This is a genomic window from Paenibacillus sp. Y951 (assembly GCF_056786395.1).
Genome location: NZ_JBXCIY010000012.1, coordinates 33373 through 48456, shown reverse-complemented (window position 1 = coordinate 48456; position 15084 = coordinate 33373). Strand labels below are relative to the sequence as shown.

General features: G+C 39.9%; 14 protein-coding genes. 13 read left to right on the top strand and 1 reads right to left on the bottom strand.

Features of this window, described 5'->3' with window-relative positions; genetic code table 11:
- The first annotated feature begins 98 nt into the window (after positions 1–98).
- The 13 genes from pnp to AC1TPB_RS16680 all read left to right on the top strand — a co-directional run bounded on the left by pnp (position 99) and on the right by AC1TPB_RS16680 (position 14899).
- Positions 99–2201 (top strand): polyribonucleotide nucleotidyltransferase, encoded by a 2103-nt coding sequence (pnp, locus tag AC1TPB_RS16740; protein WP_482077554.1) that lies wholly within the window; start codon positions 99–101, stop codon positions 2199–2201.
- A gap of 153 nt (positions 2202–2354) precedes the next feature.
- Positions 2355–3365, top strand: a complete 1011-nt coding sequence (locus tag AC1TPB_RS16735; RefSeq protein ID WP_482077553.1) for a polysaccharide deacetylase family protein — start codon at positions 2355–2357, stop codon at positions 3363–3365.
- 285 nt (positions 3366–3650) lie between these two features.
- The gene (locus AC1TPB_RS16730; RefSeq protein ID WP_482077552.1) at positions 3651–4919 is read left to right on the top strand and encodes a M16 family metallopeptidase; all 1269 of its coding nucleotides are present in this window, start codon (positions 3651–3653) and stop codon (positions 4917–4919) included.
- A complete protein-coding gene (dut, locus tag AC1TPB_RS16725; protein ID WP_482077551.1) occupies positions 4900–5343 on the top strand; it encodes a dUTP diphosphatase in 444 nt (147 codons plus the stop codon). The genes AC1TPB_RS16730 and dut overlap by 20 nt, the downstream gene beginning before the upstream one ends.
- 568 nt (positions 5344–5911) lie before the next feature.
- Complete coding sequence (dpsA, locus tag AC1TPB_RS16720) at positions 5912–6811, top strand: dipicolinate synthase subunit DpsA (RefSeq protein ID WP_482077550.1); 900 nt, start codon at positions 5912–5914, stop codon at positions 6809–6811.
- Positions 6808–7395 (top strand): dipicolinate synthase subunit B, encoded by a 588-nt coding sequence (locus tag AC1TPB_RS16715; protein WP_482060978.1) that lies wholly within the window; start codon positions 6808–6810, stop codon positions 7393–7395. Before dpsA ends, AC1TPB_RS16715 begins: the two co-directional genes overlap by 4 nt.
- Before the next feature lie 36 nt (positions 7396–7431).
- Complete coding sequence (locus tag AC1TPB_RS16710) at positions 7432–8466, top strand: aspartate-semialdehyde dehydrogenase (RefSeq protein WP_482060977.1); 1035 nt, start codon at positions 7432–7434, stop codon at positions 8464–8466.
- A 52-nt stretch (positions 8467–8518) separates the two neighbouring features.
- A complete protein-coding gene (dapG, locus tag AC1TPB_RS16705; RefSeq protein ID WP_482077549.1) occupies positions 8519–9733 on the top strand; it encodes an aspartate kinase in 1215 nt (404 codons plus the stop codon).
- A gap of 87 nt (positions 9734–9820) precedes the next feature.
- Positions 9821–10714 (top strand): 4-hydroxy-tetrahydrodipicolinate synthase, encoded by an 894-nt coding sequence (gene dapA, locus AC1TPB_RS16700; RefSeq protein WP_482077548.1) that lies wholly within the window; start codon positions 9821–9823, stop codon positions 10712–10714.
- A 262-nt stretch (positions 10715–10976) separates the two neighbouring features.
- Positions 10977–12656, top strand: a complete 1680-nt coding sequence (locus AC1TPB_RS16695) for a ribonuclease J (RefSeq protein ID WP_482077547.1) — start codon at positions 10977–10979, stop codon at positions 12654–12656.
- 141 nt (positions 12657–12797) lie between these two features.
- Positions 12798–13652, top strand: a complete 855-nt coding sequence (locus AC1TPB_RS16690) for a CAP domain-containing protein (RefSeq protein ID WP_482077546.1) — start codon at positions 12798–12800, stop codon at positions 13650–13652.
- Between the two features lie 297 nt (positions 13653–13949).
- Positions 13950–14693, top strand: coding sequence for a ClpP family protease (locus tag AC1TPB_RS16685; RefSeq protein WP_482077657.1), 744 nt, complete (start codon positions 13950–13952; stop codon positions 14691–14693).
- On the top strand, positions 14693–14899 hold the full coding sequence (locus AC1TPB_RS16680; RefSeq protein WP_482077545.1) for a YlzJ-like family protein: 207 nt from the start codon (positions 14693–14695) through the stop codon (positions 14897–14899). The genes AC1TPB_RS16685 and AC1TPB_RS16680 overlap by 1 nt, the downstream gene beginning before the upstream one ends.
- On the opposite strand, the gene AC1TPB_RS16675 is transcribed toward AC1TPB_RS16680, so the two are convergent.
- On the bottom strand, positions 14883–15077 hold the full coding sequence (locus AC1TPB_RS16675) for a hypothetical protein (RefSeq protein WP_482077544.1): 195 nt from the start codon (positions 15075–15077) through the stop codon (positions 14883–14885). The two genes, AC1TPB_RS16680 and AC1TPB_RS16675, sit on opposite strands and share 17 nt — an antisense overlap.
- Positions 15078–15084: the final 7 nt, after the last annotated feature.

Here is a 15084-nt window from a genome sequence, read left to right as displayed (position 1 = left end):
TCAGTGTAATGAAAAGCAACCTGACAGTCCTTTAGCAGGTCCATTATTGGATCGTGGAGGCTATGGGTTGCTTTTTGTAATAGAAAAGGAGGGTTTGAATGCAACATCGTGTTGAAACGACGCTAGGTGGAAGAACGCTAGTGCTAGAAACAGGTCGTTTGGCGAAGCAAGCCAATGCTGCTGTAATGGTAACATACGGAGATACTGCAGTACTTTGTACTGTAACGGCTTCAACTGGACCAAAGGATTTGGATTTCTTCCCACTGACGGTAAACTATGAAGAACGTATGTATGCAGTAGGTAAAATCCCTGGAGGATTTATTAAGCGTGAAGGTAGACCAAGTGAGAAAGCTATACTATCTAGCCGTCTAACTGACCGTCCAATTCGTCCATTATTCCCAGAAGGTTTCCGTAATGATGTACAAGTTGCTAATATTGTTATGTCTGTAGACCAAGATAACGCACCTGAAATTGCAGCTATGATTGGTACTTCAGCGGCATTAACGATATCAGATGTACCATTTGATGGTCCAGTTGGTGGAGTCATCGTTGGTAGAATTAATGGTGAATTCATTATTAACCCGACGATTGCTCAATCAGAAGAATCTGATATTTATCTTGTTGTATCTGGTACAAAAGATGCGATTATGATGGTAGAAGCTGAAGCTAATGAAGTGTCTGAGACGGTTATTCTTGAAGCAATTATGTTCGGTCATGATGCAATCAAAGAACTTATTAAAGCAATCGAAGAGTTCAGCGTTCTTGCAGGTAAAGAAAAAATGGAAGTTGTTCTTCATGCTGTTGATGAGAAAGCCAACGAAGCTGTTCGTGCCTATGCAAGTGCACGTCTTGTTGAAGCAGTGAAAACTGTTGAGAAGCATGCTCGTCAAGAGGCAATCGATGTAGTTAACAGCGAAACCGTTGCTCACTTCGAAGAAGTATATGCTGAAACTCCAGAATTAATTGCTGACGTGAAAGAAATTCTTTACGATATCGTGAAGGAAGAAGTTCGTCGTCTAATTACTCATGATAAAGTTCGTCCAGATGGTCGTGCTTTAGGTGAGATTCGTCCAATCGAGTGTGATGTTGCGATATTGCCTCGTACGCACGGTACTGGACTATTTACTCGTGGGCAAACTCAAGCATTAAGTGTTTGTACGCTAGGTGCGATGGGTGATATCCAAATTTTAGATGGTATCTCAGTTGAAACAACAAAACGTTTCATGCATCACTATAACTTCCCGCCATTCAGTGTTGGTGAAGCTAGACCACTTCGTCCTCCAGGACGTCGCGAAATCGGTCACGGTGCATTAGGAGAACGTGCATTAGCTAAAGTTATTCCTTCTGAAGCAGAATTCCCTTACACAATTCGTCTTGTATCCGAAGTGCTTGAATCTAATGGTTCATCTTCGCAAGCAAGTATTTGTGCAAGTACGTTAGCGATGATGGATGCAGGCGTGCCGATAAAAGCTCCAGTTGCAGGAATTGCAATGGGTCTGATCAAAGACGGAGATCACTTCTCAGTTCTTTCTGATATTCAAGGGATGGAAGATCATCTTGGGGATATGGATTTCAAAGTTGCGGGTACTGCTGAGGGAATTACGGCTATCCAAATGGATATCAAAATTTCTGGTATCAATCGTGAGATCTTAACTCAAGCACTTGATCAAGCTAAAGAAGGCCGTTTATTTATTTTAGATAAAATGGCAGAAGTTATTACTGCTTCTCGTCCAAAATTGTCTAAATATGCACCGAAAATTATTAGTATGAAAATCAATCCTGACAAAATTCGTGATGTTATTGGTGCTGGTGGTAAAATCATCAATAAAATCATTGAAGATACTGGCGTGAAAATCGATATTGAGCAAGATGGTTCAGTATTCATCGCTTCATCTGATGAAGAAATGATCCAAAAAGCAAAAGAGATTATCGAAGGTATTGTCAAAGTTGTCGTTATTGGTGAAATTTACTTAGGTACAGTGAAACGTATCGAGAAATTTGGTTGCTTCGTAGAAATTCTACCTGGTAAAGATGGACTAGTTCATATTTCACAACTGTCATCTGACCGTGTAGCGAAATGCGAAGATGTTGTTGCTATTGGTGATCAAATCACTGTTAAAGTAACAGAAATCGACCAACAAGGTCGTATTAACCTATCTCGTAAAGCGGTACTCGTTGCTGAAGAAACTCCAAAAGCTTAATTGAATGATAGTTGAATAGCAATGCGATGAAGAGTCAGATTAGATCTGTCTCTTTTTTTGCGTTTCACACATAATTGAAGGCGTTCACTCATAACATGTACTACAGATACGCTTGTACAGGTGTATGCAGTAAATGGTGCAGGAGTGAGAAACGTGAGAATCCAATGGTGGAAAAAAGCTTCCTTTATCGTGGCAAGTACATTAGCGCTTGTCGTATTCATAAAATTTAATGGAAATCTGTCTAGCTTCATTCATCATGTTCAAGATCAGGATGCGGTATATACCTTCATGCAAGTGAATCGTTCAGAGACTGAAAAAAAGGAATTATATGCTCAAATCGAAGCAGAAGCGGGTAAGCATAAGATTGAACCGATCAATGCAAGAATAGATAGAGTTTTTCATGCGATCCCTGGCTACAATGGAATAGAAGTAGATATCGAGAAAACATATGAATATAATTTGCAGATGGTACGTGGAGAGAAAATAAGGTTCATCTACAAAAATACAGAACCTGTGGTTAAGCTTGAAGATTTGGGGAACCATCCGATCTACAAAGGTAATGCTAATAAGAAAATAATTGGGTTCATGATCAATGTCGCATGGGGCAATGAATATATAGAATCTATACTTAGTACGCTAGAGCAAGAGCAAGTATATGCTACATTTTTTCTGGATGGAACATGGCTTCGTGACAATAAAGAATTAGCTATTAAGATTCAAAATGCTGGTCATGAGTTATCCAATCATGCATATTCTCATCCAGATATGGCGAAGTTATCTCGCTCTGAACAAGCGAGACAAATTACACGCACAGAACAATTATTGAAAGAACTGAATGTAGAGAATAAATGGTTCGCTCCGCCATCAGGGTCATTCAATCAGGCAACGATACAAGTTGCGCGAGATCAAGGTTTATTGACGGTACTATGGACGATTGATACGATTGATTGGAGGCGACCACCGGCAGCAACGGTTGTAACACGTGTGACGACGAAATTAGAGCCAGGCGCATTAATATTAATGCATCCAACGATCTCAACGGCTGAAGCAATGCCTGAAATGATCAAAATTATTAAAGACCAAGGCTACTCCATTGGCACAGTGAGTAATACATTATCGTCCGAACGATTAAAGGATACAGTTGAGGGAGTAGATTTATTCTGATATAGTTGAATGATTCAATAATTTATATGCTTCCTAGTAACTTTTCGTTACTGGTAAGTCAATCAAGAAGATACGAAAAGTTGGATAATGCTTACGAAGTAACTTTTCGTGGCTAGGAAGTCAATCATGATGAAACAAAAAGTTTTAGTTCATGCTTTCGAAGTGACTTTTCGTTACTAGAAAGTCAATCAAGAAGATACGAAAAGTTGGATAATGCTTACGAAGTAACTTTTCGTGGCTAGGAAGTCAATCATGATGAAACAAAAAGTTTTGGGAGGTTGCTTGGTGGAAAAGTTCAAGCTTAGCAACGGCATGCGTGTCGTTGTCGAAAAAATTCCTACGGTTAGATCCGTCTCAATTGGTATTTGGGTAAAAAATGGCTCGCGTAATGAGACAGAACTTAATAACGGAATTTCACATTTTATCGAACATATGATGTTCAAAGGTACGGAGCAAAGAAGTGCGCGCGATATTGCTGATTTATTCGACGGAATTGGTGGTAACGTAAATGCATTCACTTCACGAGAATATACTTGCTATTTCGCTAAAGTTTTGGATCAGCATCTACCGTTAGCTGTAGACGCGCTTTCAGATATGTTCTTCCATTCGCAAATGGATGAAGAAGAACTTGCGAAGGAACGTAATGTTATTTTAGAAGAAATATCAATGTATGAGGATACGCCGGACGATCGTGTTCACGATGAAGCTGCTAAAGCTGCATACGGCAATGATCCATTAGCTTATTCTATACTTGGAACACAGCAAACATTAGCAAGTATGAACTCGCAAACATTGCGAGACTTTATGAAGGAACGCTATACGATTGACAATATTGTCCTTAGTGTAGCGGGTAATGTAGAGGAAAAAGCGTTACTGGATTTATTAGAAACATATTTCGGTCATTATCAAAATAATGAGCCGTTAACAGATAGCATCGTCGTTCCTCAATTTATTGGTGAATACTCGTTCTTCCAAAAGAAAACAGAACAGAATCATATTTGTATGTCATTCCCTGGCTGTGCATTAGGTGACCCATTGCAAAATGCAATGATCCTGCTTAATAACGCATTAGGTGGCGGCATGAGTTCAAGATTGTTCCAAGTTATTCGTGAGGAAAAAGGATTAGCATACTCTGTATATTCCTATCATAGTTCATCTGCTGATTCTGGCCTGTTCACGATCTATGCAGGTACAGCGCCGAAGCAAACGAAGGATGTTCTTGATCTTACGATGGAACTGATGCACGAGGTAGGTCAAAAGGGATTAACTGATGCAGAGGTTGCTAGAGGAAAAGAACAATTGAAGGGTTCATTAATTTTGAATCTTGAAAGTACAAGCAGTCGTATGAATCGTAATGGTAAACATGAGCTGATGCTGGGTAAGCATAATTCATTAGATACTTTACTGACTCACATTGATAATATTACAATGGACGAGATTAGAGAAGTAACAAAGATTATGTTGTCAACTCCGTTTGCGGTGTCGATGGTAGGTACTGATGATAAAGCAATTGCGAAACTTAGGAGGGATCAGCTTGTTTCAAGTGTTATTTAAACGACTAGAAGGTAATGAAGATTTGCTTATTCCAAAACGGATGACAGAAGGATCGGCAGGTTTTGACCTGCAAGCTGCAGTAGCGGAGCCAGTTGTTCTAGCTCCAGGTGAGCGCCAACTTATTCCGACCGGCTTTGCGATGGGGATGCCCATTGAGTTAGAAGCACAAATTCGTCCACGCAGTGGATTAGCTTATAAGCATGGTATTACATGTCTTAATTCACCAGGTACGATCGATGCGGACTACCGCGGTGAGGTTAAAGTATTATTGATCAATCATGGTCAAGCTCCGTTCACGATTGAACGTGGCGAACGCATCGCGCAGATGCTATTCCAAGTTGTCCCTAACGTAACGATCATTGAAGCGGACGAGCTTCCGGATACATTGCGTGGAGCTGGCGGTTTCGGACATACTGGTGTCTAAATTATTAATCGGACTTATACACTAACTTTACTAAGCATCTCTTTGTTACTTAACTAGTAGCAAAGAGATGCTTTTTTTGTGCTTCCCTATGAAGTTGAATATATGGTGGGAGCTGAATTTACATAATAACGCCGTAGGGGCATTAAAATTAGTGTCTAAGAAGTATCGGAGTACAGCAAACAATAGAACATCGAAGAACAACCATACAAAAAAGACCTCGAAGCAGCGAAGCTACCATGTAGAGCGGAGAAGCGAAGCGTTCGCCCTGTAAGCTGATTTTCTACTTTGAGTGATAATTATAGAAAATTAGCTTGCAAAAGTGATCGGAGCCTACATGGTGGCGCAGCGACCCGCAAGCATCGGAGCAAGTTCAAGAGAAACTTCCGAGTAACCAGCCCATAATGAAATTCTACGAAGCATATTCGAGAAGCAAGCCGCAGCCGCCAGTGAATCAGATCGCATTTAACAAAAGTCGTATTGTGCAAAACGATCGGGCATGGATAATCACCCATTAGCGAGTCGAAGCATACAATAACTTATATTTTTGAGCCAGAAAGGAGTGTGCCTGATGTTAACAGGCGTAAAAGTACTTCTACTTGGCGGCGATGCTAGGCAACTTGAAGTGATTCATAAGCTTTGTGAACTGAATGCTCAAGTTACCATTTGTGGATTTGATCAGAAGAAAGAACTACATCCACGCGCAGTTGCTGTAGAATTAGATATTAGATCGTTTGAGGATCTTGATGCATTAATCCTGCCAGCAGTTGGTACGGATGATGATGGCTTTATTCATACTGTTTTCAGTAGTGAGAACTTGCAGTTAACGAAGGAGTATTTGCTAGCGTTACCTAATCATTGCACCATTTATACTGGAATCGCCAAAAGCTACTTGAAGCAATTATGTAATGATAGTAATTACCGGCTAGTAGAGTTGTTTGAACGTGATGATGTAGCTATATATAACTCTATTCCTACAGCTGAAGGTGCTCTAATGATGGCGATTCAGCATACGGACATTACGATTCATCGATCGAACTCGATGGTGTTAGGATTTGGTCGGACTGGGGTCACAATGGCAAGGACATTACAAGCATTAGGGTCAAATGTTTATTTGGGTGTAAGGCGTTCTGAGCAATATGCAAGAGCGTATGAAATGGGCTTCAATCCTTTTTATACAAAGGATCTTGAGCAGTTTGTAGGTAATATTGACTTGCTTTTTAACACAATTCCGACTATGATAATCACAGCGCAAATAATCGAAAAACTACAAAAAAGTACGGTTATTATTGATCTCGCGACTAAGCCAGGTGGAACGGATTTCCACTTTGCAGAAGCACGAGGCTTGAAAGCTATACTTGCACCAGGCTTGCCTGGCATCGTAGCCCCCAGAACTGCAGGTTTACTACTAGCAGATTGCTTAAGTCAATTAATTCACACGGAATTGACGATGCGGAGGGATTTACGATGAATTGGGATGGATTAACAGTAGGTTATGCTTTATCAGGTTCACACTGTACATTAGAAGAAATAATGCCTCAAATACAGCGTTTTATTGATGCTGGTGCTAACGTAATACCGATTGTTTCCAATACATTGCTAACAACGGATACACGTTTTGGTACAGCAGAGAAGTGGCGCAGTGAATTGATCCGGATTACCGGTAATGAGATTATTTCAACGATTGTGCAAGCAGAGCCACTGGGACCATCGAAAAAAATCGATGTGCTAACTATTGCACCATGCACAGGTAATACGACAAGTCGCTTAGCGAACGCGATTACGGATAGTGCAGTGCTTATGGCAGCTAAGTCGCAAATGCGTAACGGTCGTCCAATCGTCATTGCTGTCTCTACTAACGATGGTCTAGGATTGAATGCCGCAAACATAGCGAAGCTGTTAGTTACGAAAAATATTTATTTTGTGCCGTTCGGTCAAGATGATCCTATTAATAAACCTAATTCATTAGTTGCTAGAATGGATCTGGTTATGGAAGCTTGTGAGTCAGCCTTACAAGGTAAGCAATTACAACCAATGCTAATCGAACGGCATTAATATATTAGCCACAGTATAGAGGGGAGAAGACATCATATGTCAAACCAAAAATTGTATAATTTAGCAGTAGTCGGAGCAACGGGAGCAGTAGGGGAACAAATTATTAAGTTGTTAGAGACGAGAGACTTCCCTATCAATGAAATCAAATTTCTATCCTCAGCTCGTTCGGCTGGTAAGAAACTAACGTTTAAAGGTCATGAATATGTTATTGAAGAGGCAACACCAGATAGCTTTGATGGTGTAGAAATCGCTTTGTTCAGTGCTGGTGGCGATGTATCTAGAGTATTAGCTCCAGAAGCTGCAAAACGCGGCGTTGTTTGTATCGATAATACGAGTGCATTCCGTATGGACCCCAATACACCACTTGTTGTGCCTGAGGTTAATCCTGAACAAATTAAAGCGCATAATGGTATTATTGCTAATCCAAACTGTTCTACAACGCAAATGGTTGTAGCATTGAAACCATTACACGATCGCTATAGCATTAAACGCGTTATTGTGTCTACTTACCAAGCCGTTTCAGGTGCGGGTGTTAGCGCAATTAAAGAAACGCTTCGTCAAACAAAAGCAGTGCTTGACCAAGTAGAAGTTAATCCAGACGTATTGCCAGTAGGCGGACTACCAGTTAAGCATCAAATTGCTTTTAATGCGATTCCGCAAATTGATAAATTCACTGACAATGGTTACACCTATGAAGAAATGAAAATGACGAATGAAACGAAAAAAATTATGGGCGACGAGTCAATTGAAGTATCTGCTACTTGCGTTCGTGTCCCGGTAATTTACGGACATTCTGAGTCTGTTTATGTAGAATTCAACAATGAATTTGATGTTGAAGAAGTGAAATCATTACTTGCTAATGCTCCAGGCATTACATTAGTAGATGATCCAACGAATCAACTATACCCACTTGCTACAGATTCAGCTGGTAAACCAGATGTATTTGTAGGTCGCATTAGACGCGATATTACAGGTGAAAAAGGTCTTAATATGTGGATTGTTTCTGATAATCTACTAAAAGGTGCTGCATGGAATGCAGTACAAATTGCTGAGTATATTGCAAAAGGTTAAGCTATCTCTCTCAACTTCTTAGTCAGGCTTGATGTATTTCGGAGGCGAAGCTATGCGAATATTAGTTCAAAAATTCGGCGGCACTTCATTAGCGACAACAAAAGCAACTGAACGTGTGATTCATCATATCAAGCGCGAACGAGACAACGGCTATGCCGTTGTCATCGTTGTATCTGCGATAGGTAGACGTGGTGAACCATATGCAACTGACACCTTATTAGAATTGTTAGACGCTCATCAGGGCGGCCTAGACGCGCGTGAGAAGGATTTGTTAATAAGTTGTGGCGAAGTTATCTCTGCCACGCTGTTAGCCGCTCAAGTGCGTGCTGCGGGTATCCCAGCAATTGTATATACTGCGGCAGAAGCGGGAATAGAGACGGATGAACAATTTGGCTCTGCGAAAATCACTTCGATCAAACCGGAGAAAATAATCCAAGCATTGATGCAAAGTAAAGTGGTAGTTGTAACAGGGTTTCAAGGTAGAACTCGTAACAGTGATGTTACGACATTAGGAAGAGGTGGCAGTGATACGACGGCAACGGCACTTGGTGCAGCGCTAAATGCCCAGTACGTTGATATATATACCGATGTTAATGGTGTATTAACTGCTGATCCTAGAGTTGTTACTGATGCGAAACCAATCGCTACATTGAGCTACGCTGAAATTTGTCATATGGCAAGAGAAGGTGCTAAAGTTGTTCATCCTCGTGCTGTTGAAATTGCGCAACAAGCTCGTATACCCGTCCGTGTTCGTTCTACTTTTTCCGATGAAGAAGGTACTCTTGTGAAAGATGCAGCATGGGAACATAATGAACATGCCGTTCTTGATCGGCATGTAACAGGAATTGCCCACGTAGCAGGAATTACGCAGCTTACTGTCCATAGTTCAGATGCGGATCATCGTGCTCCGCAATTATTGTTTCAAACGCTAGCTCACCATGGCATTAGTGTGGATTTTATTAATGTAACGCTAAATGGTGCAGTTTTTACTGTTCATTCCGAGCAGGCAAATACGGCAAAACAATTGCTTGAAGCTCAAAAATTAGTAGTGAAGCTTGAATCAAGCTGTGCGAAAATTTCAATTATTGGCGGCGGCATGAATGGGCAGCCTGGTGTGATGGCTAACATTATTACAGCATTATCAGATCATGATGTTCCTATTTTGCAATCAGCAGACTCTAATGCGGCAATATGGGTATTAGTGAAGGAGCAGCATATGGTAAAGGGAATTATCGCATTACATTCAACGTTTGACCTGAATCGTTGAACGTTTTACAAAAACAAAGTGTTTTATTTTACAAATAAATAGATTGAAAAATAAAAAATATTACTGAAATGGTAGGAGGAGTTTCGGATGGAGTTCGGAAGATTGATTACCGCAATGGTAACCCCTTTCGATGCAGAAGGTAATATTGATTGGGCAATTGCTGAACAGCTTATCGAGTATTTAATTGTTGATCAGCAAAGTGATAGCATTGTTATTGCCGGGACTACTGGGGAGTCACCAACCTTATCAGAAGAAGAAAAATTACATTTGTTTACGTTTGCTGTTCAGAAATCTGCAGGTAGAGCACGTATTATTGCAGGAACAGGCAGTAATAATACAAAATCTTCAATTAATTTATCACAGCGCGCGCAGCAATGCGGAGTAGATGGCTTATTGCTTGTTGTACCTTATTACAATAAACCAAGCCAAGAAGGTCTATATTTGCATTTCAAAGCGATTGCAGAAAGTACTACGCTTCCGGTATTTTTATATAATGTTGAAGGCCGCACGGGCACTAATTTATCCGCTGATACGACACTTAGACTGGCACAAATCCCTAATGTTATTGCAACAAAGGATTGTGCTAACCTAGATCAACTTACTGCAATTATTAGTGGTGCACCTGAAGGTTTCAAAGTGTACTCCGGTGATGATAGTGCTACACTTCCAGTACTTGCAGTAGGTGCATATGGTATTGTAAGTGTTGCTGCTCATATCGTTGGTCAAGAAATGAAATCAATGATTCAATCCTTTTTAGCCGGAGACGTTACAACAGCGGCTAAGCTTCATGGTGAATTACTGCCATTCTTCAAGGGCATGTTTAACTGTCCACATCCGATGTCTAATCCAGTTCCAGTGAAATATGCGCTAGAAGCAATCGGTATTGCTGTAGGCTCAGTTCGTTTGCCTTTAGCACCAATTACAGATTCTGAGGCTGAATTCGTACGAAATTTGAAACAAATTAAAAATATAATTTCGTAATAGAAAACCTGCGGAAGCCGTTGCGAAATAGGCATCGGCTTTTGTTGTTACTACATATATTTTGAAAACAAAGCGAAAATATTGCCTTTGACTTGTGTAATCGCTTTTTAATCATGTATAATGGAATTAAGTGAATGGGTGCGGCAATTAAATATTGAATTTGAACATTCCGTCAGAGCGGCATCTGACGTTTTTTGTTAATAGATTGTTTGAGTAGAACAAAAATTAAATAAGGTATAACCTTTAGGAGGTATAGATTCACTTGTCTAAAAAGAATAACCAAGATAAGTTGCTGGTCTTTGCATTAGGCGGAGTCGGCGAAATCGGTAAAAATATGTATGTCGTTCAATATAACGACGATATTGTAGTTGTAGATGCAGGCTTGAAATTCCCTGAGGAGGACATGCTTGGAATTGACATCGTCATTCCAGATGTGGGTTATCTCGTTGAAAACAAAGATAAAGTGCGCGGAATCATCATTACTCACGGACATGAAGATCATATCGGCGGCTTATCATATGTATTGAAAAGCTTAAATGTTCCTGTGTATGCTACTAAGCTAACATTAGGATTAATCGATGTAAAATTGAAAGAAGCAGGCATACTAGGAGATACGAAACGTATTCTTATTAGTGCCGATAGTGAAATCCAACTTGGAACAATTACTGCGAGCTTCTTCAAAACGAATCATAGTATTCCTGATTCTGTCGGTGTATGTTTAGATACACCAGAAGGTACAATTGTTCATACAGGTGATTTCAAATTCGATCATACACCTGTTAATGATCAATTTGCAGACTTGCAGCGTATTGCAGCAATCGGTAGCAAAGGTGTATTAGCACTTCTATCTGATTCGACAAATGCTGAACGTCCAGGATATACACCATCTGAAAGTAATGTTGGTAATGAACTTGAAGATATTTTCCGTAAATCAACGCAGCGTGTTGTTGTAGCTACATTTGCTTCAAATGTACATCGTATTCAGCAAGTAATTAATGCTTCGATTGCAACACGCCGCAAAATTGCAGTCGTAGGACGTAGTATGGTAAATGTCGTTACGATTGCTAGTGAACTTGGTTACTTGAATATTCCAGAAGGAATGATTATTGAGCCAGAAGAAGTTAATCGTATGACAGCTGATCGTGTCGTTATTTTATGTACGGGTAGTCAAGGCGAACCAATGTCCGCACTTACTCGTATGGCACGTTCAACACATCGTAAAGTAGATATATTGCCTGGTGATACGGTGATCATTGCCGCGACGCCTATCCCTGGTAATGAGCGCTATGTAGGTAGAACAGTAGATGAGTTGTTCCGTCTTGGAGCACATGTGATCTACGGACCAGGATCAGTATCTGGTGTTCACGTATCTGGTCATGGTAGTCAAGAAGAATTGAAACTTATGCTTAACCTTGTTAAGCCTAAATACTTTATTCCTATTCACGGTGAATATCGTATGCTTCGTCTTCATGCTGGTCTAGGTGAAGAGGTTGGTATTGCTCCAGAAAATATTTTCGTACTAGACAATGGTGACACTGTTGAGTTCCAAGGTGGTCAAGCCGCTCGTGGACCTAAAGTTCAAGCAGGTCGTGTACTAATCGACGGACTAGGAGTTGGCGACGTAGGTAATATTGTGCTACGTGATCGTAAGCTGCTTTCCCAAGATGGTATTCTCGTTGTTGTTGTAACACTTAGCAAGGCTGATGGCACGATTCTATCTGGCCCAGATATTATTTCTCGTGGTTTTGTCTACGTTCGTGAGTCCGAAGGACTTCTTGACGAAGCAAACCGTATCGTAACTTCTACACTTACTAAACTAATGAACGATAAAGTTAATGAGTGGGCTTCATTGAAAACAAATGTGAAAGACTCTCTAGGTAGATTCTTATACGAACAAACTCGTCGTCGCCCGATGATTTTACCAATTATTATGGAAGTATAATTTATATTCCATTCACCTAAATTAACTAGCTAATATTACTCATATGTGAGTAGTTATTAGCTAGTTTTTTTTATGTCTTTAGCCCTAATTGTTCATTGTTGAATTGAATAACTAGCGGAAGCGATCGTCTTTATTAAACGCTTGAAGCAGCAATATCCTTCTGTGAAACAATATATTGGCAAAAGTGTAAGCTATTCTACCGGTTTGCGTGATGTAGTTATCGGTGATACGGAGGCTGCGTTAGTTAGTAAGTTAGGTAAGCCCAATCGTAAAGACGCTTCTGAATTTAATTTTACATGGTACATTTATAATAAAGATTATAATAGCTTTGCAATGTATGGTATTTCTAATGAAAATAAAGTTGTTGCACTATATTCGAATGCTAGAAATGTATGGGGACAACAAAATGATATATTAGTAGGTTCTAGCCACACTAGTTTAAACAAATATATCGGCAAGGAAGTTACATTAAACCTATTTAGTTATTATCAATCTAAACAAGATGGAATTATAACAAATTATTACGTAGATAAGTTTTCCGATAATGCTGTAGATGGAATTTTGCAATATGATGCAACATACAGCGGGAAAGGTACAGCTGGACAAGAACAAATAGATTCAAGTTATGAACAGCAAATTCTAGATTTCACTAATGTTTTCCGTAACAAACATAATCTTAAAAATATGTTATCTTGGAATGAGAAAGCAGCGAAGGCAGCGTATTTGCATAGTAAAGATATGTATACGCACAAATATCTTGATCATATTAATAAAGCAGGATTAGATCCACAAGCTCGAATGGAGGCAGCGGGACTAACTAATTTTGGCGGAGGTGAAAATATCGCTTACGGCTATGAAAATGGATTTGCTGTTTATGTAGGCTGGATTAATTCATTGGGACATCGAGAAAATATGCTGTATTCCGAATATAAGGAGCTTGGAGTAGGTGCTTATAAAACCTATTACACGCAAGATTTTGTACTGCCCTATAACTAGTAATAGGTCATAGTTTTCTGAAATGAGAGATAAGAGTAAGGTACCCATAGACTGGACACTTTGAAAATGGTGTTTCGGCTATGGGTATTTTTTGTTATTAAGTAGTTTTCGGATAAGTTGAGCATAATACTCCATACTAATCATATAAATAATAAAGTTAATCTCTCGAAGTGACTTTTTGTCTACAGGAGAAGTTATTACACGAAGCTACAAAAAGTTAGTCTATGCTTTCGAAGTGACTTTTTGTCTACATGAGAAGTTATTACACGAAGCTACAAAAAGTTTAGGAGGCATATGATGGATTCTTATCCGAATTTGACTGGTGATCAAATACCTAATGAACCGAATAAGTCAGAAGAAACAAGGTCAACAGTCGATCAAACCTTGCAGGCTATACAACAATTCGGGGTGGCCAGCGTACCGAGCACTCAAGAAAGTAATATTCATTGTATAACGATTATCGGGCAGATTGAAGGTCATATGATCTTACCACCACAAAATAAAACGACGAAGTATGAGCATATTATTCCTCAGCTCGTTGCTGCTGAGCAAAATAGTAAAATTGAAGGTTTGCTTATTATTCTTAATACAGTAGGTGGAGATGTTGAGGCAGGTCTTGCTATTGCAGAGATGATCAGCACAATGTCTAAGCCAAAGGTTACGCTTGTATTAGGCGGTGGACATTCTATAGGAGTTCCAATAGCTGTTTCTGGTGATGTAAGCTTTATTGCTGAGACAGCTACGATGACGATTCATCCGATTCGGATGAATGGACTAGTTATTGGTGTGCCACAGTCATTTGAATATTTGGACAAGATGCAGGAAAGAGTAACTCGCTTCGTTATCGCACATTCGCGAATTACGGAAGAAACGTTCAAAGGACTAATGTTTAAAACCGGGGAACTAGCAAGAGATATTGGTACTACCGTCATTGGTGCGGATGCAGTAAGTCACGGTCTTATTGATAAAGTGGGTGGAATAGGGGATGCTCTACAACAACTACGTAATCTAATTAACGATCATAAGGAGGACCAAGTGTAATGTTATATTCCATTGTACCTGTTGAATACGTTTATGGGGAACAAAAGCGTGACGATCATTGTCAAGATTATGTGTATCAAGGGATGTTAATGGAGGTTAAGCCGTTAGTATCAGGCAACGCGATGATCGTTCGTCTAATTAATCCGCCGCTGGATTGTTACTTAGACGAGAACTACGCGCCAGGCAGTATCATCCCTTATAGGTAAGTTCAAAAAGCGGGCTTTGATAACGATGGTTATGCTGACGTAGCTTATTCGACGTCGAATATGAAGCGAACTTGGAAAGTACGGTTCGCATGTACCAATAACGTACATTTGCGCTTCCGCCTTTCTCAAGTAGCGCTCCATCTTCTCGATTCTGAAAGCCCGCTTTTTGAACCTTCATTTAAAGT

Coding starts and splice junctions, on each gene's coding strand:
- pnp (WP_482077554.1), top strand. CDS start 99: ATGCAACATCGTGTTGAAACGACGCTAGGTGGAAGAACGCTAGTGCTA.
- dpsA (WP_482077550.1), top strand. CDS start 5,912: ATGTTAACAGGCGTAAAAGTACTTCTACTTGGCGGCGATGCTAGGCAA.
- AC1TPB_RS16715 (WP_482060978.1), top strand. CDS start 6,808: ATGAATTGGGATGGATTAACAGTAGGTTATGCTTTATCAGGTTCACAC.
- AC1TPB_RS16710 (WP_482060977.1), top strand. CDS start 7,432: ATGTCAAACCAAAAATTGTATAATTTAGCAGTAGTCGGAGCAACGGGA.
- dapG (WP_482077549.1), top strand. CDS start 8,519: ATGCGAATATTAGTTCAAAAATTCGGCGGCACTTCATTAGCGACAACA.
- dapA (WP_482077548.1), top strand. CDS start 9,821: ATGGAGTTCGGAAGATTGATTACCGCAATGGTAACCCCTTTCGATGCA.
- AC1TPB_RS16685 (WP_482077657.1), top strand. CDS start 13,950: ATGGATTCTTATCCGAATTTGACTGGTGATCAAATACCTAATGAACCG.
- AC1TPB_RS16680 (WP_482077545.1), top strand. CDS start 14,693: ATGTTATATTCCATTGTACCTGTTGAATACGTTTATGGGGAACAAAAG.
- AC1TPB_RS16675 (WP_482077544.1), bottom strand. CDS start 15,077: ATGAAGGTTCAAAAAGCGGGCTTTCAGAATCGAGAAGATGGAGCGCTA.